At 38.5% G+C, this 24,118-nt stretch carries 21 protein-coding genes and 1 pseudogene; 8 read left to right on the top strand and 14 right to left on the bottom strand.

Annotated features, from left to right (window positions below):
- Positions 1–91 precede the first annotated feature (91 nt).
- From EV693_RS00330 to EV693_RS00290, 9 genes are all read right to left on the bottom strand, one after another.
- Entirely contained in the window at positions 92–1,759 is a 1,668-nt protein-coding gene (locus EV693_RS00330) for a ribonucleoside-diphosphate reductase subunit alpha (protein ID WP_132500413.1), read from the bottom strand.
- On the bottom strand, positions 1,746–2,723 hold the full coding sequence (locus EV693_RS00325) for a ribonucleotide-diphosphate reductase subunit beta (protein ID WP_132500412.1): 978 nt from the start codon (positions 2,721–2,723) through the stop codon (positions 1,746–1,748). The genes EV693_RS00330 and EV693_RS00325 overlap by 14 nt, the downstream gene beginning before the upstream one ends.
- Positions 2,724–3,001: 278 nt before the next feature.
- The gene (rplT, locus tag EV693_RS00320; protein WP_132500411.1) at positions 3,002–3,355 is read right to left on the bottom strand and encodes a 50S ribosomal protein L20; all 354 of its coding nucleotides are present in this window, start codon (positions 3,353–3,355) and stop codon (positions 3,002–3,004) included.
- A gap of 65 nt (positions 3,356–3,420) precedes the next feature.
- Positions 3,421–3,618: a 50S ribosomal protein L35 gene (gene rpmI, locus EV693_RS00315; RefSeq protein WP_005596065.1), complete on the bottom strand. Its 198-nt coding sequence runs from the start codon at positions 3,616–3,618 to the stop codon at positions 3,421–3,423.
- A 223-nt stretch (positions 3,619–3,841) separates the two neighbouring features.
- Positions 3,842–4,381 carry a translation initiation factor IF-3 gene (gene infC / locus EV693_RS00310; RefSeq protein ID WP_132500410.1) on the bottom strand — a complete coding sequence of 180 codons (540 nt, stop codon included), beginning with the start codon at positions 4,379–4,381 and terminating at the stop codon, positions 3,842–3,844.
- A 169-nt stretch (positions 4,382–4,550) separates the two neighbouring features.
- Positions 4,551–5,117, bottom strand: a complete 567-nt coding sequence (locus EV693_RS00305; protein WP_132500409.1) for a biotin transporter BioY — start codon at positions 5,115–5,117, stop codon at positions 4,551–4,553.
- Positions 5,118–5,259: 142 nt separating this feature from the next.
- Positions 5,260–7,191: a threonine--tRNA ligase gene (gene thrS, locus EV693_RS00300; RefSeq protein ID WP_132500408.1), complete on the bottom strand. Its 1,932-nt coding sequence runs from the start codon at positions 7,189–7,191 to the stop codon at positions 5,260–5,262.
- A gap of 204 nt (positions 7,192–7,395) precedes the next feature.
- Positions 7,396–8,064 carry a bifunctional tRNA pseudouridine(32) synthase/23S rRNA pseudouridine(746) synthase RluA gene (gene rluA, locus EV693_RS00295; RefSeq protein WP_132500407.1) on the bottom strand — a complete coding sequence of 223 codons (669 nt, stop codon included), beginning with the start codon at positions 8,062–8,064 and terminating at the stop codon, positions 7,396–7,398.
- A gap of 514 nt (positions 8,065–8,578) precedes the next feature.
- Positions 8,579–8,791 (bottom strand): cold-shock protein, encoded by a 213-nt coding sequence (locus EV693_RS00290; protein ID WP_132500406.1) that lies wholly within the window; start codon positions 8,789–8,791, stop codon positions 8,579–8,581.
- Between the two features lie 228 nt (positions 8,792–9,019).
- Between EV693_RS00290 and proQ the strand changes: the two genes are divergently transcribed.
- The 6 genes from proQ to EV693_RS00260 all read left to right on the top strand — a co-directional run bounded on the left by proQ (position 9,020) and on the right by EV693_RS00260 (position 15,315).
- Entirely contained in the window at positions 9,020–9,562 is a 543-nt protein-coding gene (gene proQ, locus EV693_RS00285) for an RNA chaperone ProQ (protein ID WP_132500405.1), read from the top strand.
- Positions 9,563–9,623: 61 nt separating this feature from the next.
- Complete coding sequence (gene prc, locus EV693_RS00280) at positions 9,624–11,624, top strand: carboxy terminal-processing peptidase (RefSeq protein WP_132500404.1); 2,001 nt, start codon at positions 9,624–9,626, stop codon at positions 11,622–11,624.
- Between the two features lie 118 nt (positions 11,625–11,742).
- The gene (locus tag EV693_RS00275) at positions 11,743–13,248 is read left to right on the top strand and encodes a L,D-transpeptidase family protein (RefSeq protein WP_132500592.1); all 1,506 of its coding nucleotides are present in this window, start codon (positions 11,743–11,745) and stop codon (positions 13,246–13,248) included.
- 109 nt (positions 13,249–13,357) lie between these two features.
- The gene (mepK, locus tag EV693_RS00270) at positions 13,358–13,912 is read left to right on the top strand and encodes a peptidoglycan L,D-endopeptidase MepK (protein WP_132500403.1); all 555 of its coding nucleotides are present in this window, start codon (positions 13,358–13,360) and stop codon (positions 13,910–13,912) included.
- 19 nt (positions 13,913–13,931) lie between these two features.
- The gene (locus tag EV693_RS00265) at positions 13,932–14,561 is read left to right on the top strand and encodes an MBL fold metallo-hydrolase (protein WP_132500402.1); all 630 of its coding nucleotides are present in this window, start codon (positions 13,932–13,934) and stop codon (positions 14,559–14,561) included.
- Between the two features lie 13 nt (positions 14,562–14,574).
- Positions 14,575–15,315 carry an MlaA family lipoprotein gene (locus EV693_RS00260; protein WP_132500591.1) on the top strand — a complete coding sequence of 247 codons (741 nt, stop codon included), beginning with the start codon at positions 14,575–14,577 and terminating at the stop codon, positions 15,313–15,315.
- A gap of 47 nt (positions 15,316–15,362) precedes the next feature.
- Here EV693_RS00260 and cysK read toward each other — a convergent pair whose 3' ends face one another.
- Positions 15,363–16,313 (bottom strand): cysteine synthase A, encoded by a 951-nt coding sequence (gene cysK / locus EV693_RS00255; protein ID WP_132500401.1) that lies wholly within the window; start codon positions 16,311–16,313, stop codon positions 15,363–15,365.
- Between the two features lie 189 nt (positions 16,314–16,502).
- Here cysK and EV693_RS00250 point away from each other — a divergent pair.
- Positions 16,503–17,432, top strand: a pseudogene (locus EV693_RS00250) (bile acid:sodium symporter family protein); the annotation flags it as partial.
- A gap of 211 nt (positions 17,433–17,643) precedes the next feature.
- Here the strand turns inward: EV693_RS00250 and htpG are convergent.
- Positions 17,644–19,533, bottom strand: a complete 1,890-nt coding sequence (gene htpG, locus EV693_RS00245; protein WP_132500399.1) for a molecular chaperone HtpG — start codon at positions 19,531–19,533, stop codon at positions 17,644–17,646.
- A gap of 265 nt (positions 19,534–19,798) precedes the next feature.
- On the opposite strand from htpG, the gene EV693_RS00240 reads away from it, so the two are divergent.
- Positions 19,799–21,253, top strand: a complete 1,455-nt coding sequence (locus EV693_RS00240; RefSeq protein ID WP_132500398.1) for a catalase — start codon at positions 19,799–19,801, stop codon at positions 21,251–21,253.
- A gap of 85 nt (positions 21,254–21,338) precedes the next feature.
- On the opposite strand, the gene folK is transcribed toward EV693_RS00240, so the two are convergent.
- The 3 genes from folK to dksA form a co-directional block, all read right to left on the bottom strand.
- Positions 21,339–21,854 (bottom strand): 2-amino-4-hydroxy-6-hydroxymethyldihydropteridine diphosphokinase, encoded by a 516-nt coding sequence (gene folK, locus EV693_RS00235; RefSeq protein WP_132500397.1) that lies wholly within the window; start codon positions 21,852–21,854, stop codon positions 21,339–21,341.
- A gap of 3 nt (positions 21,855–21,857) precedes the next feature.
- Positions 21,858–23,366 (bottom strand): polynucleotide adenylyltransferase PcnB, encoded by a 1,509-nt coding sequence (pcnB, locus tag EV693_RS00230; RefSeq protein WP_132500396.1) that lies wholly within the window; start codon positions 23,364–23,366, stop codon positions 21,858–21,860.
- Positions 23,367–23,555: 189 nt separating this feature from the next.
- Positions 23,556–24,005, bottom strand: a complete 450-nt coding sequence (gene dksA / locus EV693_RS00225; RefSeq protein WP_132500395.1) for an RNA polymerase-binding protein DksA — start codon at positions 24,003–24,005, stop codon at positions 23,556–23,558.
- Positions 24,006–24,118: the final 113 nt, after the last annotated feature.

Genomic DNA, 24,118 nt, shown 5'->3' with positions numbered 1-24,118 from the left:
ATGAATCAGCGATTCTTTGTATTTTGGAAAACGCCCAGCAATACCTAAAAAATAAAGCCAAACTTTTCAGTCTGGCTTTGGGTAAAGATTATTATCCTTCGCAGCTACTACAGCTGAGTAGATTGCGGTTGAATACTTGTGCTGCACTCATTGAGTACTGGTAATAAATTGATTTTAAGCCAAGTTCTTCGGCGGTGAGATAAAGCTGATTAAGGTCACGAGCTGGCGTTGCAGGGTGAACCATAATGTTGATGCTTTGCCCTTGATCAATGTATTTTTGACGCTGTGCTGCTTGTTGAATTACGCTTAACTGGCTAATTTCAGAAAAGGTTTTGAAGACTTCTTTTTCGTGTTCAGACAGCTGCTCTAAATGTTGCACCGAGCCATCATTTAGAAGAATGCTTTCCCACGTTTCATCCGTATCTAGCCCCTTTTCTTGCAATAATTTCTCTAAGAATGGATTCTTATATACTGTTTTGATTTTGGCTAAATCTTTAACGTAGTAGTTAGATTTAAATGGTTCAACAGATGGAGAAACACTACCTAAAATAAAACTGCTTGATTTAGTTGGAGCAATACTCATTAATGTAGTGTTACGACGACCATAGCCTGCTAAAATTTTTGGCTCGCCAAAGCGTTGTGCCAGTTCTTTAGAAGCATTTAATGTCTTTTCTTGTAGCACTTTGAATATTTCACTGTTTTTCTGCATAGCTTCAAAACTATCGAACGGAATATGGTTTGCTTGTAGGTAGCTATGCCAACCTAGTACCCCTAACCCTAGAGCACGATGACGCTCTGCAAAGCGGTTCGCTCGGTGTAAGAATGGCATATCTTTACTTTTTTCAATAAATTCACTCATCACTACATCAAGGAAATAAGTGAGCACTTCTGGTGCATCAGTGTCTTTCCACTCATCAAAATAGAGTAAATTCATCGAAGATAAACAACATACAAAACTCTCTTCGTTACTTGATGGCAACATAATTTCTGTACACAAATTTGACGCATGTACAGTCATATTTTTGTCTTTATAAACATCAGGACGACCTGCATTGGCGTTATCTTTAAAAAATAAATACGGAATACCTGTTTCTGTTTTTCGTTGCAATAATTTTGCCCAAAGTTGCCGCTTATAAGGATCGCCTGCTTTCATTGACTCAATCCAATCACGTCCTACACACACGCCATAGTACATCAGCTGGATAGGATTACCTTCAGTATGGATATCAAGCCATTCATCAATATCACCATGTTCGATGTCAATATAACCTGCAAATTGTCCTTTACGAGACGTACCTTGCGATATAACATCAATTACCGTATCAAACAACTTACTAAAGTTAAACGAACCGTCAGATTTACCATTATTTTTGATTAAACTACCGCGTGGGCGAATATCTCCAAAATAGGCAGACGTACCTCCACCAATTTTACTCATCATTCCCACTTCGGCTGTCGTAACCATAATTTCGTGGATTGAATCACCGATATAGCTACCAAAGCAAGAAATCGGTAAACCACGGTCTAAGCCAAAGTTAGACCAAATTGGTGAAGAAAGAGAGAAATAACCTCTTGCCATATAGTGATAAAATTTATCCGCATAGCCTTTAATGCCAAGCTTATTTTCTGCGTGATCGGCAATAAAACGGATTCTCTCTAACGCAGTTGTGCCTTCCAGCAAATATCCACGTTGTAAAAATAGGCGGCTATCATCATTTAGCCACGCAAAATCAGGGCGCTGTGTATTAGAATAAGTCATCGGCTGTAATCTGTTTCATTTTTTTACTGTAATCTGTACTACGTTTGTTAAAGAAATCCGTCTCTTTCGTAGAAAGAATTTCAATATCAAACCATTCGGTTTCTTTTAACATATCTGGGTTAATATCATAAGGTGGCTCTAGACCTAATGCCATTAGAGAATTATTATAACGGCTCATAATGTAATTTTCGACAGTTTGGCGTGAAATAAAGCTCAAATCTCCCTCTTCAAAAATCCAATCTAAAATACCCTTTTCCGCCTCAAGAGCTTGATAAGCAAGTGTTTTTAATTCTTCATAAAATCTAGTTGTGAAAAGCTCAGAATGCTCATCACGCAGAATTTCATACAAGGCAATCCCAAAACGCCCGTGGATTTCTTCTTCCTTAGATGTTGCTTCTACAGCATTAGAAATACCTTTAAATAAGTTACGATGTTTATTAAACGACATAATGACAAGGAATTGTCCAAATAATGATATGTGTTCTACAAACAATGAGAATAAGACAAGAGAAAGCACGAAACGATCTTGACCATCGTCTTTTTCACGCATAAAATCTTCCATATAACGAATACGAGCCATCAATGGTTCAATATGGTTAATTTCAGAAAACATATCATTTAAACCCAGCTTTTCAAGCAGGAAAGAGTAAGCATCTTTGTGACGCACCTCGCTCTCAGCAAAAGTACCGCCAACATCATCAATTTCTGGTTTTGGGAAATAACGATATAAATCACCCCAAAAACGTTTTACATTTACTTCAATTTGTGAAATTGCCAACATTGTTCGAGTAAGCACGCGGCGTTCGTGATCATTGATATTCGTCCGATAATCTTGGATATCTCCTGTAAAATTAAATTCAGTGTGTAACCAATAAGAGTGACGAATGGCATCTTTAAATTCAAGTAATTCTGGGTATTCATATGGTTTAATTTGAATACGTTTTTCAAAAATATTGCGAGGCATAAGCAGACATAGGCTAGGTGATTCAGTAGCTACTATTCTATCTATATTTTCTAGTTCAGCAAGCACTTGACAAATAGGCAATGCTGATTGCCTCGTGAGAACTGCTGATTTTACAAGGGGAAAAAATTTTGTAGATTACGCAAGAACAAGGTACTTCTATATAAAGATGTTAATCATATGAAAACATAAATCCCAATGATACCTATCATCATATTGGAGAGGGTACTAAATTAAAAAACAGCCCTCAATAAATTAAGAGCTGTCTCGTATAAGCTAAACTAGAGCACAAATTTTGCTTTTTCAACTAAAGCAGTAAAGGCTACTTTGTCGAATACTGCTATATCAGCTAAAATCTTACGATCGATCTCAACAGATGCCTTTCTCAAGCCATTGATAAATTTACTATAAGATAAACCGTTTTGACGTGCGGCCGCATTAATACGAACAATCCATAATTGACGGAATTGACGTTTACGCTGACGGCGGTCACGGTAGGCATATTGACCAGCTTTAATTACAGCTTGGAACGCAACACGATAAACGCGTGAACGTGCTCCATAATAACCTTTAGCAGCCTTAAGAATTTTCTTATGGCGTGCTCTTGCAATAACACCACGTTTTACACGAGCCATTATTTAATCTCCTAATGTCTATTTAAATACTAAAATTCACTAAAGTACGCATTTTACTCAAACGCTTACGCATACGGTAAACACGCAACAACTAATACTTGGTCTGCTTTCGCTACCATTGATTTGTGGCGTAAATGGCGTTTACGTTTAGTGGTTTTCTTAGTCAAAATATGACGTAAGTGAGATTGTTTACGCTTAAAGCCGCCTGAAGCTGTTTTTTTAAAACGCTTCGCAGCACCGCGTACGGTTTTAATTTTAGGCATTGTTTTACAAACCCCGCATTGTTTAAATGAAACGACTGCAATTAGGCGAATTTTGTTACCAAAATTACTTGTAAAGAGCACTAATTACTTTTTAAAAGATATAATCTATATCATACAGCAGAAAGCAAATTAGGCTGCGTAGTGTGCCTAGTGCTATTCTAGTTTTTCTCAAAGAAAAACGGACGGATTCTATAAGAACCGTCCATTTTATGCAAGAAATATATTATTTTTTCTTCGGTGCAATAATCATTACTGCTTGACGTCCCTCTAATTTGCCTGGTGCAGATTCTACCATTGAAATTTCTGAGGTATCCTGTTTTACTCGTTCAAGCACTTCTAAACCGATACCTTGGTGAGCCATTTCACGTCCACGGAAACGTACTGTAAGCTTCACCTTGTTACCATCTTCTAAGAAACGAATGACATTACGCAATTTCACCTGGTAATCTCCTTCATCGGTACCTGGACGAAATTTAATCTCTTTTACTTGAACAATTTTTTGGTTTTTCTTTTGTTCCTTTGCAGCCTTTTCTTTCTCGTAAATAAACTTACCATAGTTCATAATACGGCAGACTGGTGGCTCTGCGTTTGGGCTAATCTCAACTAAATCAAGATCGACTTTCTCTGCACGAGTTAAAGCGTCTTGAATAGAAACGATACCAACTTGTTCGCCATTTTCATCAGTTAAACGAACTTCTTTTACACGAATCTCATCATTCAGGCGATGAGCTCGGTTTGTCTGAACACGTTTTACAGGTTTAATAATATTAATCCTCTTGCAAATTTAAACTAAAATTACACCGCTCATCATTTCACGGCATAATTTCTCTCTGGGTACTAAACCCAAACGGCATGAATTCTACCGAACTTTTAAACAAAGTGCAATTGCTTGATAATTTAGACAATTGAACATTTTTATCTTATAGTCTATTTTATAATTTTGAAAATAAACGGTGTGTTGGCACAACCAATACGCTCGCCAACGCTGCTTTGAGAAGATCGCCTGCGATAAATGGGTATAACCCAACAGCAAGTACACTTTTCCCAGCAGGTAAGAAGAAAGAAAGCTGGATCAAGCCAAAAGCGTAAATGACGACACTTGCAAGTAATGCTGCAAGAGCTGTCTTCCATAGTGATTCTAATGCACCTTTATCGCTAAAGTAGCCAAGTAAGAACATAGCAGGTACATAACTTAATAAGTAGCCACCTGAAGCACCTAAAATTCTGGCAAAACCACCCGCTCCACCTGCAAAAACAGGTAGTCCCATTGCACCTTCAAGCAAATAAATAGCTGCAGCCGTTGCTCCCGCTTTACTGCCTAGTGCTAGACCAACGACTAATACCGCAAGGGTTTGACCTGTGATAGGTACATAGGGTAAAGGGATACTTATTTGTGCAAATAAGGCAATTAAATTCGCACCAACAAAAGCTTTAATCCAAAAACCTAATTTTTCATTGGCTGCAAACCATTGTTTTGCTTGAGAAAGTTGAGAAATCATAGTGTCTCCGCTAAGTATAAATAACGTTTGTTAATAAAAATCGTTCGAATTATATCAGTAGTTTTTTAGAATGCAACAAGGCGGTCTCTGAACAGACCGCCTTTATCTTGCGAAAAACACTTAAAGTTGTTATTAGTGAGAGTTATGCTTCACCGAGTAATTTAAGCTCCCTTGCCTTAATTTGCTTTTTGAGTATATCGACAAATTCATCAATCGTAAATGTACCTAAATCGGCACCTTTACGGGTACGGACAGAGACTTTACCAGCCTCAATTTCCTTATCACCACAAACAAGCATATATGGTACACGGCGTAGGGTATGCTCACGCACTTTAAATCCTACTTTTTCGTTACGCAAATCTGATTTTGCTCGAAGACCTGCGTCAGACAGTGCTTTGGTAACGTGTTGAACATACTCTGCTTGGCTATCAGTAATATTCATTACCACGGCTTGAACAGGGGCTAACCACGCTGGGAAGAAGCCTGCATATTCTTCGGTAATAATCCCAATAAAACGTTCAAGCGAGCCTAAAATAGCACGGTGAATCATTACTGGTGTTTTACGATCATTATCTTCCGCTACATAAGAGGCACTTAAACGCTCTGGTAAGAAGAAATCAAGCTGCACTGTCCCACATTGCCACGCACGGTCTAAGCAGTCGTGGAGGGTAAATTCAATTTTCGGTCCATAAAATGCACCTTCCCCTTCTTGCAATTCAAACTCTAAACTATTTGCTTTTAATGCTGCTGCGAGATCGGCCTCTGCTTTTTCCCACATTTCATCTGAACCAATCCGATTCTCTGGTCGAGTGGAGAGTTTAACTTTGATATTCTCAAACCCAAAGGTGCTATAAATATCATAGACCATCTTAATACAAGCCATCACTTCTGCTTCAACTTGATCAGGCATACAGAAAATATGTGCATCATCTTGCGTAAACCCTCGAACTCGCATAATGCCGTGCAGCGAACCTGATGGCTCGTTACGATGGCAAGAGCCGAATTCTGCCATACGCAACGGAAGATCACGATACGATTTTAAGCCTTGGTTGAAAATCTGTACATGCCCTGGGCAATTCATCGGTTTAATCGCATATTCACGGTTTTCTGATGAGGTAGTGAACATCATCGCTCCGTAATTTTGCCAATGCCCTGTTTTTTCCCATAACACTCTGTCCATCATAAATGGACCTTTAACCTCTTGGTAATCATATTCTTTGAGTTTTGTACGGACGAACGTTTCCAACTCACGGAAAATTGTCCAACCATCATTATGCCAAAAGACCATTCCTGGTGCTTCTTCTTGCATATGGAATAGATCTAGGGCTTTACCAATTTTACGGTGATCACGTTTAGCTGCTTCTTCTAAGCGATGAAGATAATCAGCGAGCTGCTTTTTATCCGCCCATGCTGTGCCATAAATGCGTTGCAACATTTTATTTTTACTGTCGCCACGCCAATATGCCCCTGCGAGTTTTTGCAACTTAAAATGATGGCAAAAACGCATATTTGGGACGTGAGGTCCACGGCACATATCAATATATTCTTCGTGATGATAAAGTGCAGGACTATCCGTCTTAGCGATATTTTCATCTAAGATTGCCATTTTGTAGCTTTCGCCACGAGCTTCAAAGGTATCACGAGCCTCTTGCCAAGTCACTCGTTTTTTCACCACGTCATAGTTGGTTTTTGCTAAGGCTAACATTCGTTTTTCTAAAGCTTCAATGTCATCTTGTGTCAGTGAACGATCTAAATCAATATCGTAGTAGAAGCCGTTATCAATTGTTGGACCGATTGCCATTTTGACATCAGGAAACAGCTGTTTAATTGCGTGCCCTAATAAGTGAGCAGTGGAATGGCGAATAATTTCTAAGCCGTCTTCATCTTTGGCTGTAATGATTTCAAGTGAGCTGTCTTCGCTAATCATATCGCAAGCGTCGCGGCGTTCTCCATTGACACGTCCTGCAATCGTTGCTTTGGCTAAACCTGCACCTATTGATTGTGCAACTTCTAATATAGAAACAGGGTCATCGAATTGGCGTTGTGAGCCATCAGGTAAAGTAATAATTGGCATAAAATTTCCTTACAGTGGTAACCCATACGAGAGGCTACTTGTTGATTTAACACAATTTAATCTAACTTTGCAAAAAGTTTTCATAAAAAGACCGCTTGCAAGCGGTCAATTTTCTCAAAAATTTTGCAAATGAAAAATTTGACTCGCCGCTAGAATAGGGCAAGTAATAAGGTAGATAAGTCTACCACAAACTGTAAGTTACGTCTAAAAATCTGCAGCTGCAAAAAATGTCATCAGTTCGCCTGTTATTGGGTGAGTTATCGTCAGCGATTCTGCGTGCAGGTATAATCTCGGTGCAAGCTGGCGAGCGAGCGGATTGGCATAGAATTTATCGCCTACAATTGGGTGCCCAAGTGCAAGGCTATGAACACGCAATTGGTGAGAACGTCCTGTGTGGGGGGTCAATTTCACTCGAGTGGTATTGTCAGCGTTGTGTGCAAGAATTTCATAAAAAGTAACCGCTTGCTTACCCCTCTCAAAACAAATTTTCTGACGAGGGCGGTTTTCCCAATCACAAATGAGCGGCAAATCAATTTTACCTGTTTCACCTACTTGCTTCCCTAACTTTCCCCACAACGTTGCGATATAGTGTTTTTTAGGCTCACGCTCTCGGAATTGGCGTTTTAATTCTTTTTCTGCTGCCTTGCTTAGAGCAAAGAGTAAAATACCGCTGGTTGCCATATCTAAACGATGAGCTGGTTCGGTGAAGCCATATTCCTGTTGCACTCGTGTCATTGCACTATCGTAGTATTCGGGACGGTTTCCAGATACAGAGAGCAGCCCACTTGGTTTATTGATGACGACAATATGGTTATCACGATAGACTTCATTAAGCCAAGGTGTTGTTGGTGGACAATATTCGATTAATGCCATATGACTAACTTACCAATAAAAGTAGAATAATAGAATGAGATTTGCAGTTTAACAGAGCCGTATTTTTTTCCCAATATCCTTTTCATCAGAAGAGCATCATTTATCAAAGAGTAAGAAAAATTGAATTTCTGTAAAAATTGATTGTCCATTAGATTATCGTATTGTAAAGATGAGGAAATGCAATGAATTTTAATCAAACTTTAAATACCGTTTTTGCACAGACAGGTAAAGAATCATTGTTATTTTACACACAATAATCACAGCAGCGTCGGTAGATAGAGGATTAGATAAAAATTAAAAGCTCTCTCTGGTTGCAAGAGATAACAAGAAGTAAAAGAGACAAGCAGTAAGTTTTTGTACAATAAATACAAAAGGACTGAACCTTATTTTACTTGGGTTTCAGTCCTATAATATCAAAATTAAATTGTAACGACAATCAAACGGCACTAATGAATACTTAGAGAAAATAAAATTCCACCACTTGTATAGCATCAGTTATTGATTGTAAGAAGAATTAAATTACTTTGACGTTTGCAGCAGATGAACCACGATGGGAATCTTCAACAGTAAATTCCACTTTGTCGCCATCTTTTAAGTTACGATAAGAATTTTCACTAATAATCGCAGAAAAATGCACAAAAATATCATTACCGCCTTGATCTGGAGCGATGAAACCAAAGCCTTTAACAGAGTTAAACCATTTAACTGTACCAGTAATTTTTGACATAAATAGAACCTTAAATAAATAACATAAATACGCAACACTATCACGTTGCGGGCAAATTAGAACATTTATTAATCATAATAGCAAACTAAATTTGAATTTTTTTACATAAATTTAAATTTTAACTCCGTCGATCTCAAAGTTTACGATAAGTCTATGGACGAGATTTAACAAATAAAATATAGTAGTCACATTTTATACCTTTATCTATTTATTATTTTGGAATGTACTATGTCTGAGCAACATATCGAAACACAAGAAAACGTGGAAAAAGCCCCAAGCACAAAAGAAGTCATCACCTTTTTAGCAGAAAAATTTCCTAACTGTTTCTCACTGGAAGGTGAAGCAAAACCACTTAAAATAGGACTATTTCAAGAGCTTTCTGAGGCATTAGCCAGTGATGGAAATATCAGTAAAACTTCACTTCGTCAAGCATTACGCACTTATACAATGAATTGGCGTTATCTGCACGGCTGTAAAGAAGGTGCTATTCGTGTTGGGTTGCAAGGGGAAGAGGCTGGCGTAGTTGATGCAACTCAAGCTGCACACGCAGCACAAACACTTGCTGATGCGAAGGCGGCTTATGTAGAAAAAAGAGCTCAGCAACGCAAGGAAGAAAGAAAGGCGTTTTTTAAACAGCAAGCTAAAGAGCAAAATATGAAAAAACGGCTAGAAGCGAAGCAGAAAAAACAAGATAGATCTGTACAAGCATCTTTAGAAAGCCTTGCTGAGTTAGAAAATAAATTTGGCAAAGGTAAGGATAAAAGAGGCTAAAAAATAGAAGAGATTGAACGCTTTTCTACCGCTATTTTTTCTCTATTGCTATAGGATTATTATGCATATTCATAAATACATATTGGGTCTGTTATTTTGTGTCTGGGCTGGGATAAGTATCGCTGTTAAACCAACAATCAAAGAAAGCGACCTTATTTTGCCAATACCAACAGAACAGCATTATTTATCTACAAAACGTGTTACAGCACGCTTAACGCAATCGCACTATCGTAAATTTACCTTAGATGATCAATTTGCTGAGAAAATTTTTGAGCGTTACATTAACTTTCTAGATACCTCGCACAATACATTTTTACAGTCCGATATTGACAAAATGCGTCAAGAATATGCTAGTAAACTAGATAATGAGCTTTACGAAGGCAAAGTGGATTCTGCCTTTCAGATGTATGAATTGATGATGAAACGCCGCTACGAGCGGTATAGATATGCCTTATCGTTGTTAGATAAGAAGCCTGATCTTACTGGTAATGACCAAGTTGAAAGCGATCGTGAAAAGGCTGACTTTCCTAAAAATACGCAGGAAGCAGAAACGTTGTGGGAACAGCGAGTTAAAAACGATATTATTTATCTTTACTTGCAAGACAAGAAATGGCCTGAAATCAAGAAAACATTGAGCAAGCGTTACAACTTGGCGATTCGCCGCTTGACACAAAATAAAGCCGATGATGTGTTACAAACGTTTCTTAATGCATTTTCGAGAGAAATTGATCCTCATACGAGTTATCTTTCCCCTCGTGCTGCTAAAAACTTTCAAGAAAGTATGAACCTCTCCTTAGAAGGCATTGGTGCGACACTTGAAATGGAAGATGAAATTACCAAAATTAAATCGCTTGTCCCTGGTGCACCTGCTGCACGCAGTAAAAAAATTGGCGTAGGTGATAAAATTATCGGTGTAGGACAAGTTAAAGAGAAAATTGAAGATGTTGTTGGCTGGCGTTTAGATGACGTGGTCGATAAGATTAAAGGTAAAAAAGGTACAACAGTCTATTTACAAATTGAGCCAGCTAAGGGCGGAAAAGCGAAAATTGTTCCAATTGTACGGGATAAAATTCGTTTAGAAGACAGCGCAGCAAAACTGACCGTTGAAAAAATTAACAATACAAATATTGCTGTTATCAAAATTCCAAGTTTCTACATTGGACTGACTGAAGATGTTAGTAAGTTACTTACAGAAATGAAAAGTAAAAATGCACAAGGACTGATTATTGATTTACGTGATAATGGCGGCGGTTCTTTATCTGAAGTAGTTGAACTAACTGGATTGTTTATCAAGGCAGGGCCTGTTGTACAAGTTAGAGATACTTTTAATCGGATTAAAATCCACGAAAATAGCAATAGCAATGTGAGTTATGACGGAAAAATTATGGTAATGATTAATCGTCATAGTGCCTCAGCATCAGAAATTTTTTCTGCTGCGATGCAAGATTACAATCGAGCAATCATTATTGGACAAACTACTTTCGGTAAAGGTACTGTACAACAAAGTCGTTCTTTAAATTTCATCTACGATCTTGATCAAGATCCACTGGGTTTTATTCAATATACGATTCAGAAATTTTATCGAATTAATGGCGGGAGTACTCAATTGAAAGGCGTTGACCCCGATATCCGTTTCCCTGAAATCATCAATGCTGAAAAAGTAGGTGAAAGTTTCGAAGATAATGCCCTACCGTGGGATAAAATACCTGCAGCAAATTATTCGGAAATTGGCACGTCTCGCACAGTGGTTAAAGAATTGGAGCAGAAACATTTGAATAGAATTGCAAAAGATCCTGAATTTATCGCCTTAAATGAGGATATTGAGCAAAATAGAAAGCAGGATAATCAGAAATTCATATCACTCAATTTAATAGAACGCCAGAAAGAAAATGCCGAAAATGAGGCAAGACGTTTAAAAAATCTAAATGATCGCTTTAAACGAGAAAGGAAAAAAACGCTTAAGAATCTTGATGAATTACCTAAAGATTATGAGGCTCCAGATTTTTTCCAAAAAGAGGTGCAATATATGATGAACGATTGGCTTAACATTAGCAAACCATAGAAGTACCATTTATAATCATCTCATCTTATAATGACCGCAAGGTAGTTAGTTGGTAGTCCGTCTAGTACTAAGCGGTCTGTTTTATCCTAAAATTTACACAGTGGATTGCTACCCAATAATGAAATCAGCGAAATTTATATTACTTACCTTTCTTTCTAGTTCTGTTTTCGCAGAGGCTACACCTGTGCAAGCAGAAGTTAGTCCAACACCAATTCTACCAATCATAAGTTTCGAAGCACAGCAAAAACGGGTTTCTGAATTAGTTAAACAATCTGAATATACAATTCGGCAGGAAGAGGTCAAGCGTATTCGCTTAGAAAAATTGCAACAAACTGAGCATCGTATTCAACAAGAAGCTGGGCAATATTCATTACAACTATTGACACCAACAGCAATCGCCTATCTTGAATCCGATTTTAATCCTTTATGGGAAAACAAAGACGCAGAACGTCTATTTTTAAAGGAATATGCAGTGTTTGCCGCTAGTGGTATCTCTACAAAAGCGGCTCAAGCATTAGTGCAAATCCTGAATACTTCACCAGGTCTTACTCGTGATATTCTTTTAACAGATAGCTTTTTAGATTATTTATATTACAACCAAAACGCACTGAATAATGCAAATCAATGGTTGTATGAACTGGGTTCGTATCGCTCAAAAGCCCCTGATGAAGTGCAAATTTTGTTGTGGGTAAATGCAACTAGAAATCAAACAAGTCTTGAATTCGTTCAAAACTTAATTCCAAAAAATCATATTTATCAGGAAACTGTGAGTAACTTGTTTGAGTTGAATTCTAGTTCGTCCAAAATTGCTACAAGTAAGAAAGGGAAGACTAAAAAAGCGAGTTCTATTTCTTCTCAAAATTTAGCATTAAATGCACTGCGTTTACGTTTAATTCCGAGTTTTAATAATGGTATTTTTGTCAATATTCCAAGTTATCAACTTTATTATTTCCGAGATGGGCAGCTTGCTTTACAATCAAAAGTTATTGTTGGTCGAAATGATCGTCGCACACCTGTGATGTATAGTAAGTTGAGTAATGTGGTGGTAAATCCGCCTTGGAATGTACCGATTACTATTAAGAATAAAGATCTCGTGCCAAAAATACGTAAAGATCCTAGCTATGCTGAACGCAATGGTTATGAAATTTTCGACCATAAAGGGAACCGTATTAATCCGCATAGCATTGTCTGGGAATCCTATGATCCAAATACTAATTTCCCTTATCATATCCGTCAAAAAGCAGGCGATGATAGTGCGTTAGGACGTTACAAATTTAATATGCCAAGTACCGATGCCATTTATCTGCACGACACGCCCAAAAGAGAATTATTTAGTAATAAAAAACGAGCATTAAGTTCAGGCTGTGTTCGTGTGGCAAAATCAGATGAGTTAGCAACATTATTGCTAAAAGAAGCTGGTTGGAATGATAAACGCAAACAAAGTATACTAGAAAGTAAAAAAACAACATCTGCACATATTCGCTCGGATAATCCTGTTTATCTCTATTATGTGACTGCTTGGGTAGAAAATGGCAAAATTCATACATTACCAGACATCTATAACTATGATGTGAAATTACCTAACGTAGAAATAAACTGGGAACAAGTAAAAAACCAAATATAGGATTTAGCCGTGAGTTTTTCAGTGAATTTACAAATTAGTTTTTATTTGGAACTTTTCTTGAAATAAACTCACTAAATTGCTGTACAAATAAGATGCAATGAGGCAAATAATGGAACAAACAAATTTACAGCGCCGTCGCTGGTTATCACTAGGGGGAATAATTCTCGGTACAAGTTTACTCCCAAATTCAGTTTTAGCGTTAGTTTCTACTCCAAAGCCACTTTTGTTACGTCTGCGTAATATTAATACAGATGAGGTTTTAACAGCCTCTTATTCTCACAAAGGTTTTTCAAGTCTAACGCTAAATAGGCTAAATCACATCATGCGTGATCGCCGTACCAATCAAACTCACCCCATTGATCCAAATCTTTTTTTAAAACTCACTCAAATCCAAACTCGTTTAGGCGTACGCAATGCTGAGGTAAATATTATTAGTGGCTACCGCTCTCCAAAAACGAATGCAAAAATGCACCGCTACAGTCGTGGTGTTGCTCGTAATAGCTATCATACTCGTGGACAAGCTGTTGATTTCAATATTTCAGGCGTACCTCTTAGAAGAATAAAGGAAGTTTCAGAAAGCCTTAGAAACGGAGGGGTAGGCTATTATCCTCGTAGTAATTTTGTTCATGTGGATACTGGTCCTGTACGCACTTGGCATGGTTAATCGGAAATGATAATTTAGAATGTTCAATCTACACATTATCCCTGTTACTGCCTTTCAACAAAATTGCTCTATTATTTGGGATAATCAAAAAAATGCGGCAATTATTGATGCTGGTGGTGATGTAAAGAAAATCATAGCATTTGTTGAATCACAACAACTAAAAGTTAAAACATTATTGATAACGCATGGTCATTTGGATCATATTATGGCTGTCGAATCGCTAAAAAAATATTTTGGTGTTGAAGTACTTGGCTCACATATCGCAGACTCTCCACTTTTTGACGCACTACCGACTATCTGTGAAAGCTATGGCATTCCCGCTGTTTCCGCTTTTCGGCCCGATCAGTGGCTTAGCGAAGGGGATATTATAGAAATTGGGCAATTGCAATTTAGTGTACGCCATCTACCAGGACACGCCCCTGGACATATCGGTTTTTTTGATTTTCAAAATAAAATTGCTTTTACTGGCGATGTATTATTTAAAAAAAGTATTGGTAGAACCGATCTCTATATGGGCAATTTTGAACAATTGCTACACACAATCCAAACAAAATTATTTGATCTTGAGAATGATTTTATCATCATAGCTGGACACGGATCACACACGACTATTGGTTATGAAAAGCAGCATAATCCCTTTTTAAGATAGGATCATTGATATGATGAAAACAAAATTTTATAGCCTATTTATCATTGCTTTTTTATTGAGTGCTTGCTCATCACAACATAACTCAACTGGTGAGCGAAGCGATCCTTTGGAAAACTTTAATCGGGCGATGTGGAAAGTAAATTATGAATATCTCGATCCATATTTACTTGAACCTGTTGCAAAAGGTTGGCGTGATTATGTACCATCACCTGTTAAAACAGGGTTGGTAAATGTTGCAGGCAACCTTGATGAGCCTGCAAGTTTTGTTAATCGTTTAATTGAAGGCGAAGGTGAAAAAGCAATGGTTCATTTCACACGCTTTTGGGTGAACTCTATTTTTGGTCTTGGTGGACTAATTGATTTTGCAAGCCTTGATCCTCACCTACAGCTAGATAATGATAAACGTACATTTGGAGATACATTAGGAGCTTACGGTATACCCACAGGTCCTTATGTAATGCTACCTGCTTATGGTCCTGCAACCCCTCGCCAAGATTTAGGTGGCATCGTAGATGCCACCTACCCAGTGCTTTCGCTCTTAGCTACTCCGTGGTCAATCGCTAAATTTACTGTTCAAGGAATAAATTCTCGAGCGAATTTACTCGATCAAGATGCCTTATTGAAACAGTCTCAAGACCCTTATATTACTTTCCGTGAAGCCTATTTTCAACACCTTGAATTTAAAGTCAAAGATGGTAAAGTTGAGCATAATCAAGAAATTCTCTCCGAAGAAGAATTGAAAAATATTGACTAAAATCTCTTTCCAAGTTGCAAATTTATCCTCAATATTTACCTCTTGTTTTAAGCTTCAATATGCTCAAACAACAGCGTACTAAGGTAACGCTCTGAAGCAGATGGTAAAATTGTAACAATCAGTTTATCGGCGAACTCAGGTAATTTAGCAAGGCGATCCGCTGCTGCTACTGCTGCTCCTGATGAAATACCTGCGAGGATACCTTCCTCTGCCATTAGTCGTTGTGCGGTCTCAATGGCAGTTTGGCTATCGACTAATTCAACCCGATCGATAAGAGAAAGATCTAAATTTTTCGGAATAAAACCCGCACCAATACCCTGAATTTTATGCGGTGCAAGTTGAATATCTTCCCCATTAAGCGTTTGTGTAATCACAGGTGACTCTTGTGGCTCAACAGCGACACTGATAATTTGTTTTCCTTGATTTTGCTTAATATAACGACTCACCCCTGTAATAGTGCCGCCAGTTCCAACACCTGCTACAAATACATCAATATTACCATTAGTTGCCTCCCAAATCTCAGGCCCCGTTGTTTGTTGATGAATGGCTGGGTTGGCTGGGTTTTCGAATTGCTTGAGCATAATGTAACGACTTGGATCGCTTGATACGATTTCCTCAGCTTTAGCAATCGCACCCTTCATTCCCTTTGCTCCTTCCGTCAATATTAATTTTGCACCTAAGCTCCGTAATAATCGGCGGCGTTCAATGCTCATTGTCTCTGGCATAGTCAAAGTTAATCGATAACCTCGAGCAGCGGCCACATAAGCTAGTGCAATCCCTGTATTTCCGCTTGTTGCATCAACAATTTCTTTCTCCGAAGTTAAAATACCCTCTTTCTCTGCTTGCCAGATCATATTTGCTCCAATCCGACATTTCACACTAAAACTTGGATTGCGTGATTCAATTTTCACTAATAGATTGCCGTTATGTCCAAAATTTCTCAAACGCACAAGCGGTGTATTGCCAATAGTCTCTGAATTATCTTGATAAATTGTCATAAAAAATCCCTCCGAATATTGATATAGTAGGTAAAAGCATACTGCTTCTAGGAGAAATAAGTTAGTCTAGAAATTTATGTGTTATAACTAAAAGAAATAATAAGTTAAGTATCTTGAAATCTATTCACTTATTATTAACTTTCAAGTAGGCTTACCGTCTCTACAATATTTTAACAAGGATCAAAAAAGATGAATGCTCTTTTAAAGCTAACTCAATTTATTAGTAAAACTTTTGCGATTTGGGTAATCATATTTGCCTTTATTGCAGCTCAATTTCCCGAAACCTTTAAATTATTTCTACCTTGGATTCCCTATTTATTAGGCATTGTTATGCTTGGAATGGGATTAACTCTCACGTTTAAAGATTTTGCTGAAGTGTCTCGCAATCCAAAAGCAGTCATCATTGGCGTGATTGCACAATTTGTTGTTATGCCAAGTATAGCTTTTTTGTTAGCAACCTTATTTCAACTACCACCTGATCTAGCTATTGGTGTTATCCTTGTTGGAGCTTGTCCTGGCGGAACATCGTCGAATGTCATCACATTCCTTGCACGAGGTAACACTGCCCTATCTGTTGCTTGCACAACAATTTCTACATTACTTGCTCCCTTCCTCACTCCATTAGTTTTCTACCTTTTCGCAAGTCAGTGGCTAGAAATTAACGCCACTGCAATGTTTATTTCTGTGTTACAGATTGTCCTTTTACCTATCTTTGTGGGGTTAATTATCCGAACTATTTTCAAACAGAAGATCGAACAATTTAGCCAAACAATGCCACTCCTCTCTGTCATTGCCATCGTATTAATCGTTACAGCCGTCGTATCGGTTAGCAAAGATCGTATTATCGAATCAGGTCCATTAATTTTCATGGTTGTCGCCTTACATAATAGCCTAGGTTATCTCATTGGCTACTTAGTTTCACGCCTGTTAAAGCTTAATTTACCCGATAGCAAAGCCATTGCTATCGAAGTGGGCATGCAAAATTCAGGATTAGGAGCTGCACTGGCTGCGTTACATTTTAAGGCAAATCCAATCATAGCAGTACCAAGTGCCGTATTTAGCTTCTGGCACAATATATCTGGTCCTATATTAGCAATGATATTCAGCCGAATAGGAAATAGTAGCTACATGAGTTCAGGCAATCACATTTTACGTACGACTGATAACCTACTCCGTAGAGACAGTTTGGAAAATATTGGTGAAGGCTTTGATCACTCTAGAAATTCAGGGGACGGTGGAACCGGCGGAAGTTGATAGATATTTAATCTGGGTATAAAAATGGCGTAACATACAGGGATTACGCCATTTGTTTGCTATAGTATTTCCAACCTTATTTGACTAGTAATTTATTGACTCGCTGAATAAAAGCAGTCGGATTTTCTAATGTGCCTCGTTCGGCAAGCAAGGCTTGATCGAACAAGATGTCAATCCAATCATTAAATTCAGCTTCATCTGCAATATCCGCAACACGCTTGATCATCGTATGGTCAGGATTCAATTCAAAGGTATATTTCACTTCTGGTGCTTGCTGTCCCATAGCAGCAAAGAGTTTTGCCATTTGAGTGGTCATTTCATCGCCATCAGTTGAAACAACAGCAGGGGTATCCGTCAAGCGGTGAGTTAAGACCACTTTTTTGACACGTTCTCCCAAATAATTCTTCGCACGTTCAAGGAATGAGCCGAACTCTGCCTCTTGGGCTTTTTGGCTTTCCTCTTCGGTTTTATCTGCCAAATCGCCGAGATCTAAATCAGACTTGGTGATCGATTGTAATGGTTTACCGTCAAATTCAGTCAAATGTCCGATTAACCACTCATCAATGCGATCAGATAAGAGTAGAACTTCGATCTCTTTTTTACGGAACAATTCTAAATGAGGGCTATTTTTTGCGGCTAAATAACTGTCTGCCGTGAGGAAATAAATGGCTTTCTGCCCTTCTTTCATTCTTGCAATATAATCGCTAAAACTGACCGCTTGCTCACTGCTGTCTTGATGTGTTGAAGCAAAACGTAGTAGCCCTGCGACTTGTTGTTTGTTCGCAAAATCTTCGCCAACCCCTTCTTTCAACACTAAACCAAATTCTTTCCAGAAAGTTTGGTAATCTTGTGTACTGTCTTTAGCAAGTTTCTCAAGAATTTGCAAAGAGCGTTTGGTTAAGGCTGAACGTAACGCTGCTGTCGTTTTGTTTTCTTGTAGAATTTCACGAGAAACGTTTAGCGGCAGATCGTTGGTATCTAACAAACCACGCATAAAACGAAGATAATTCGGCATAAAGACTTCGGCATCGTCCATAATAAATACACGTTGCACATACAGCTTTAAGCCGTGTTTTTGATCACGATTAAACATATCCCAAGGTGCTTTGGCTGGCACATAGAGTAGACTGGTGTAATCTTGTTTACCTTCGACTTTATTGTGAGACCACGTTAATGGATCAGCAAAATCGTGGCTTAGATGTTTATAGAATTCTTTATATTCGTCATCAGAGATCTCGTTTTTCGAACGTGTCCAAAGTGCCTGGGCTTTGTTAATTTTTTCCCATTTTTGACCGCTTTCCTTGCCTTCATCATCATATTCTTTCGTTAATATTTCAACGGGCAAGCTAATATGATCAGAGTATTTACCGATAATTTCACGGACTTTCCACTCACTTAAAAAGGCTTTTTCTTCTTCGCGTAGATGTAAAATTACCTCTGTGCCTCGTTCTGCTTTGTCGAAATCAGCAACCGTGTATTCGCCTTCGCCAGCTGATTCCCAGATAACACCTTGTGTGTCGCCTGCTGCACGGCTTTTTACCGTTACTTTGTCCGCCACGATAAATGCAGAATAGAAACCTACGCCGAATTGCCCGATTAATTGGCTATCTTTGGCTTGATCTGTACCAAGAGCATTGAGAAATTCTCTAGTACCTGATTTCGCAATAGTACCAAGATGATCGATGATTTGCTCACGGTTCATACCAATGCCATTGTCGCTAATTGTTAATGTACCGAGCGTTTCATCAACACTGACACGCACACGCAATTCACCATCGTTTTCATATAATGCTGGATTAGAAAGTGCTTTAAAACGGAGTTTATCTGCGGCATCTGACGCATTTGAAATCAGCTCACGCAAGAAGATCTCTTTATTGGAATAGAGAGAGTGAATCATTAATTGGAGTAGCTGTTTGACTTCTGATTGAAAGCCTCGTGTTTCTTTTTGAGTATCTTGATTGCTCATATTTTCCTCTTTTTGCAAAAAAATAACGGATTGTTACCGCTTGTGAATGGAGCATATATAAGACGAGAGTAGAAAATTTCAAGGGGAAATAACTAATATTATTAGTGTCGTGATAACTTTTTTGGTTGGAGAGGGAAATTTTTGCGACAGTAATGAAGACTTTATTTCTAATAGTTTTTTATGATTAATTTGATAGATTGAAAAGTTTTTTTCTATCAATAGAATAACCGAGAATTCGATTACCTACGATAGAAGGAAGTTAACTATGTCTCAAAAATGTCCATTTGATCACAATTCAAAAACTTTAACTAGTGCAGCAGGAAGTCCTGTTGTGGATAACGATAATACGATGTCAGCAGGTCCTCGTGGTCCATTACTTTTACAAGATGTTTGGTTTCAAGAAAAGCTCGCCCATTTTGCTCGTGAGCGTATCCCAGAGCGCGTTGTTCACGCCAAAGGTTCGGCAGCATTTGGTACATTTACCGTTACTCACGACATTACTCAATATACTAAGGCTTCAGTGTTTAGCCAAATTGGTAAACAAACCGAGGTTTTATTACGTTTCTCAACGGTCGCAGGCGAACGTGGGGCAGCAGATACGGAACGTGATGTGCGTGGTTTTTCATTAAAATTTTATACAGATCAAGGAAACTGGGACTTAGTTGGCAATAACACGCCAGTCTTCTTTATCCGTGATCCGCTTAAATTCCCTGATTTTATTCACACCCAAAAACGTAATCCGCAAACTAACTTGCGTGATGCGAATGCCGCTTGGGATTTTTGGTCTCGTCACCCTGAGTCAATGCACCAAATTATGACATTGTTCTCTGACCGAGGTATTCCGCAAACGCTGCGTAATATGAACGGTTACGGTAGCCATACTTACAGTTTTGTGAATGCACAAAATGAACGTTTTTGGGTGAAATTTCACTTTAAAACACAACAAGGTCATAAGCATTTTACCAATGAAGAGGCGGCCAAAATTGTCGGTGAAAACCGTGAATATAGCCAAGAAGATTTATATACTTCTATTGCAAACGGCGATTTCCCACGCTGGACTGTACAAGTGCAAATTATGCCAGAAGCAGATGCCCACAAACATAATTATGCATTTGATTTAACCAAAGTTTGGCCACATTCTGACTATCCTTGTATTGAGGTAGGGGTATTGGAGTTAAATCGTAATCCTGCGAACTATTTTGCTGAAGTCGAGCAGGCAGCGTTTGCACCGAGCAATATCGTCCCTGGTATTGGTTTTTCGCCAGACCGTATGTTACAAGGACGATTGTTCTCATACCAAGATGCACAGCGTTACCGTTTAGGGGTAAATCATCACCAAATTCCAGTGAATGCACCAAAATGTCCATATCACACTACGCACCGTGATGGGGCAATGCGAGTCGATCATAATGGCGGTGAACACCCAAACTATGCACCGAACCGTTTCGAGACTTATGTACCTACTCACGATCAGTTGCCATTACAAATTGAACGTGAAGCGGCACACTTTGATTTCCGTGAATATGATGAAGATTATTATTCACAGCCAGCCGCACTTTATAATTTATTTACTGTAGAGCAAAAAGAGCGTTTGGCTGCTAATTTTGCAGCAGGTTTATCTGGTGTTACTGTACCTGAAATTGTAGAACGCCAAATGGCTCACTTTGAAAAAGTGAGTGCCGAACTCGCCAATGCAATTCGCCAAAAGTTGGCAAGATAGTTTAGATATGATTTTATTTCATTAGTCTACTTGCTAGTACTTGATCCCCCAAAGGTAAATCCTTAGGGGGATTTTTTATCACATACTAAATTGCTGCGATATTGTGTTGAGTATTACTTAATCTCTGCATTTGATGTTGGGCAAATTTCGCTCTTAGAATAGATAAAGGTTGTCCATTTGGGAAGATTAAATCAGGCGATAAATCGAATAATGGAATAATAACAAACTCTCGATTGTGCATATCATAATGCGGCACGGTTAGACGTTCAGTTTGGATTTGTACTAAACCGTAGAGCAAAATATCTAGATCAAGGGTACGCTCACCCCAACGGCGTGAACGCACCCTTCCTTGGGATTGTTCAATAGCCTGTAACTCATCAAGTAGATCGATAGCGGTTAAATGTGTTTCAAATTTTGCAACCGCATTAACGTAGTCTGGTTGATCCTGTGGACCAAGTGGCTTACTAGTATAAAATGGACTGACAGAGAGATTTTTTGCAAATTTTTGCAACGAAATGACCGCTTGTTGTAGTTGTCTCTGTGGATTAGCTAAATTAGATCCTAGAGCAACATAGACTGTTACCCATTCTGATGCACTCATTTTCTACTCTCCGCTCTTTTGTTCTTTTTTCTCTGAAGATTTTCGTTTACGATAAGTCCGACGATGAGAGGGACATTTTTTCTTCCGCTTTTCTTGATGAAAAGAGGGAACATATTTGAGCATTTCTGTACGCTGTTCAGCGTTGCTAAATTGGTATTCGTGCCACCAAGCACTCAACTCAATTAGATCACCCCTTTCAATTTCGGCTCGCATCACTAATAAATCAAAGCCAGCACGGAATTTGATATGCTCAATAATTTGTGTTACTTGCTTGCTGCTTCGTTTGGGAAATTGAAATTGTAGCGACCAAATATCTCTAATAACAGCGGTATGGCGACGATGCAGAGCAACAGTGCGACAGGTTTGAGCTAAAATTTCATTTGCTGCGAGCATTAATGCATCGTGATTGTTTAATCCGCCCTCATTTTTTAGTTGTTCGATTTTCTCTCGTAATGGATACCATAATAAAGCAGCAAATAGAAACGCTGGATTGATACGCAAATTATCTCGTATGCGATCGTCAGTAGACTTTAATGCTTTAGCTAACATTTTTTCCGTCTCGGAATCTTGATGTTCCGTTAAGAATGGCACAAGGATTGGGAACAATTGAGCAAATAGCCCATATTTGTGCAGTAGTTCGTAGGTAATAAAGCCTTTGCCTGATTGTAATAATTTGAGTGTTTCTTCAAACAGACGTGCAGCAGGAATATGCTTAAGCAAAATGCCCATTTTCTGGATAGGCTCTTCGCTCGCTTTATCAAGAAACATATCCAGTTTTGCCATAAAGCGTAACGCTCGTAGCATTCTGACGGGATCCTCTTGGTAACGAAGGACAGGATCGCCAATTAAGCGTAAACAGCCTGCTTGAAGATCACGAATACCACCAAAGAAATCAAAAATCAAATTGCGATGAACATCGTAATAGAGTGCATTCACAGTAAAATCTCGTCGTTGTGCATCTTCACGCAATGTGCCGTATACATTGTCTCGAAGTAACATACCCGTTTCGCTGGTTTTGGATATTTTTTCATTGCTACTGGTATGACGCTCTGCTCGGAAAGTGGCAACCTCAAAAATTTCACGCCCATACACAATATGAGCAAGACGGAATCGGCGACCAATTAAACGGCATTGACGACCAAAAATCTTTTGGATTTCTTCTGGGCGTGCGTTGGTTGCAATATCCACATCTTTCGCTTTATGCCCAAGTAATAAATCACGAATACACCCTCCTACAAGGTAAGCTTCAAAGCCGTGTTGCTGTAATTTATTAACAATAGAAACGGACTGTTGAGGGAAATTTTTTGGGCTAATCTGATATTGTCCAGCAGGTACAGTAAACTGTTTATGCAGAATGTGTGAGGGAGCTGAAGGCGTCTTGGGCTGCTTTTTCTTAAGCGTATTGGTGTTTTCGATCGTCGTTAGGCAGTTTTTCGTTGTTTTTTGTACAAAATTTGCTGCAGAGGAGGAGGAAGTTGATGTTTTAGTGTTTGAAGCAATGGACGATCGCATAGCAGGACGGCTTGAGCGAACGGAAGTTGTTTGCTCAAGCGGTTGGTTTTGTCCTTTTTTTTGCAGCGTATTCTTCTTTAGAGTATTTTTCTTTGAGAAAAGAGATTTAATATAATTAAAAATAGTCCACCCCAAATGTTGAAAATCAAAATGGAAATCGATTGTCCGTTATTCATTTAACCAAATGAATTAGCCACCCATTTGCTTTTCTCGAATTTCAGCAAGGGTTTTGCAATCAATACAGAGATCGGCTGTTGGACGTGCTTCAAGGCGTTTTAAGCCAATTTCAATACCACACGCATTACAATAACCATAATCGCCACTATCTAATGTGAGTAACGTTTGTTCAATTTTCTTAAGTAACTTACGTTCTCGATCACGATTACGAAGTTCTAAACTAAATTCTTCTTCCTGTGTTGCACGATCAGCAGGATCTGCAAAATTAGTAATATCATCTTGCATTTGGTTTTTTGTGCGTTCTGCTTCTTCCATAATTTGAGCATGCCACGCTTTTAAAATACAACGGAAATGCTCAATTTGTGCATCGCTCATATAATCTTCATCTTTGCCTAATTGGTATGGGGTTACGCCTGCAAGCGTAAGCAAGCTAAGTGAAGTAGTATTTACCACTTGAGTCATAAATCACTCCTATTTGTTGTTCCCTAATAAATTTAAGGTGTCTTTCTAAACATCAAAAGGGCGTATAAATAGCAGATGTGCTTCTATTTGGCAAATAGATTTTCTAAGTTTTA

Source organism: Nicoletella semolina (genome assembly GCF_004345745.1).
In the GTDB taxonomy this organism is placed as follows: domain Bacteria; phylum Pseudomonadota; class Gammaproteobacteria; order Enterobacterales; family Pasteurellaceae; genus Nicoletella; species Nicoletella semolina.
This window is presented reverse-complemented; position numbering and strand designations above follow the sequence as displayed.

What these genes read in the sequence shown, in the direction of transcription:
- EV693_RS00330 (WP_132500413.1), bottom strand. Translation starts at nt 1,759, where the DNA reads ATGACTTATTCTAATACACAGCGCCCTGATTTTGCGTGGCTAAATGAT.
- EV693_RS00325 (WP_132500412.1), bottom strand. Translation starts at nt 2,723, where the DNA reads ATGCCTCGCAATATTTTTGAAAAACGTATTCAAATTAAACCATATGAA.
- rplT (WP_132500411.1), bottom strand. Translation starts at nt 3,355, where the DNA reads ATGGCTCGTGTAAAACGTGGTGTTATTGCAAGAGCACGCCATAAGAAA.
- rpmI (WP_005596065.1), bottom strand. Translation starts at nt 3,618, where the DNA reads ATGCCTAAAATTAAAACCGTACGCGGTGCTGCGAAGCGTTTTAAAAAA.
- EV693_RS00305 (WP_132500409.1), bottom strand. Translation starts at nt 5,117, where the DNA reads ATGATTTCTCAACTTTCTCAAGCAAAACAATGGTTTGCAGCCAATGAA.
- thrS (WP_132500408.1), bottom strand. Translation starts at nt 7,191, where the DNA reads ATGCCAATTATTACTTTACCTGATGGCTCACAACGCCAATTCGATGAC.
- rluA (WP_132500407.1), bottom strand. Translation starts at nt 8,064, where the DNA reads ATGGCATTAATCGAATATTGTCCACCAACAACACCTTGGCTTAATGAA.
- EV693_RS00290 (WP_132500406.1), bottom strand. Translation starts at nt 8,791, where the DNA reads ATGTCAAAAATTACTGGTACAGTTAAATGGTTTAACTCTGTTAAAGGC.
- proQ (WP_132500405.1), top strand. Translation starts at nt 9,020, where the DNA reads ATGTCTGAGCAACATATCGAAACACAAGAAAACGTGGAAAAAGCCCCA.
- prc (WP_132500404.1), top strand. Translation starts at nt 9,624, where the DNA reads ATGCATATTCATAAATACATATTGGGTCTGTTATTTTGTGTCTGGGCT.
- EV693_RS00275 (WP_132500592.1), top strand. Translation starts at nt 11,743, where the DNA reads ATGAAATCAGCGAAATTTATATTACTTACCTTTCTTTCTAGTTCTGTT.
- mepK (WP_132500403.1), top strand. Translation starts at nt 13,358, where the DNA reads ATGGAACAAACAAATTTACAGCGCCGTCGCTGGTTATCACTAGGGGGA.
- EV693_RS00265 (WP_132500402.1), top strand. Translation starts at nt 13,932, where the DNA reads ATGTTCAATCTACACATTATCCCTGTTACTGCCTTTCAACAAAATTGC.
- EV693_RS00260 (WP_132500591.1), top strand. Translation starts at nt 14,575, where the DNA reads ATGAAAACAAAATTTTATAGCCTATTTATCATTGCTTTTTTATTGAGT.
- cysK (WP_132500401.1), bottom strand. Translation starts at nt 16,313, where the DNA reads ATGACAATTTATCAAGATAATTCAGAGACTATTGGCAATACACCGCTT.
- htpG (WP_132500399.1), bottom strand. Translation starts at nt 19,533, where the DNA reads ATGAGCAATCAAGATACTCAAAAAGAAACACGAGGCTTTCAATCAGAA.
- EV693_RS00240 (WP_132500398.1), top strand. Translation starts at nt 19,799, where the DNA reads ATGTCTCAAAAATGTCCATTTGATCACAATTCAAAAACTTTAACTAGT.
- folK (WP_132500397.1), bottom strand. Translation starts at nt 21,854, where the DNA reads ATGAGTGCATCAGAATGGGTAACAGTCTATGTTGCTCTAGGATCTAAT.
- pcnB (WP_132500396.1), bottom strand. Translation starts at nt 23,366, where the DNA reads ATGCGATCGTCCATTGCTTCAAACACTAAAACATCAACTTCCTCCTCC.
- dksA (WP_132500395.1), bottom strand. Translation starts at nt 24,005, where the DNA reads ATGACTCAAGTGGTAAATACTACTTCACTTAGCTTGCTTACGCTTGCA.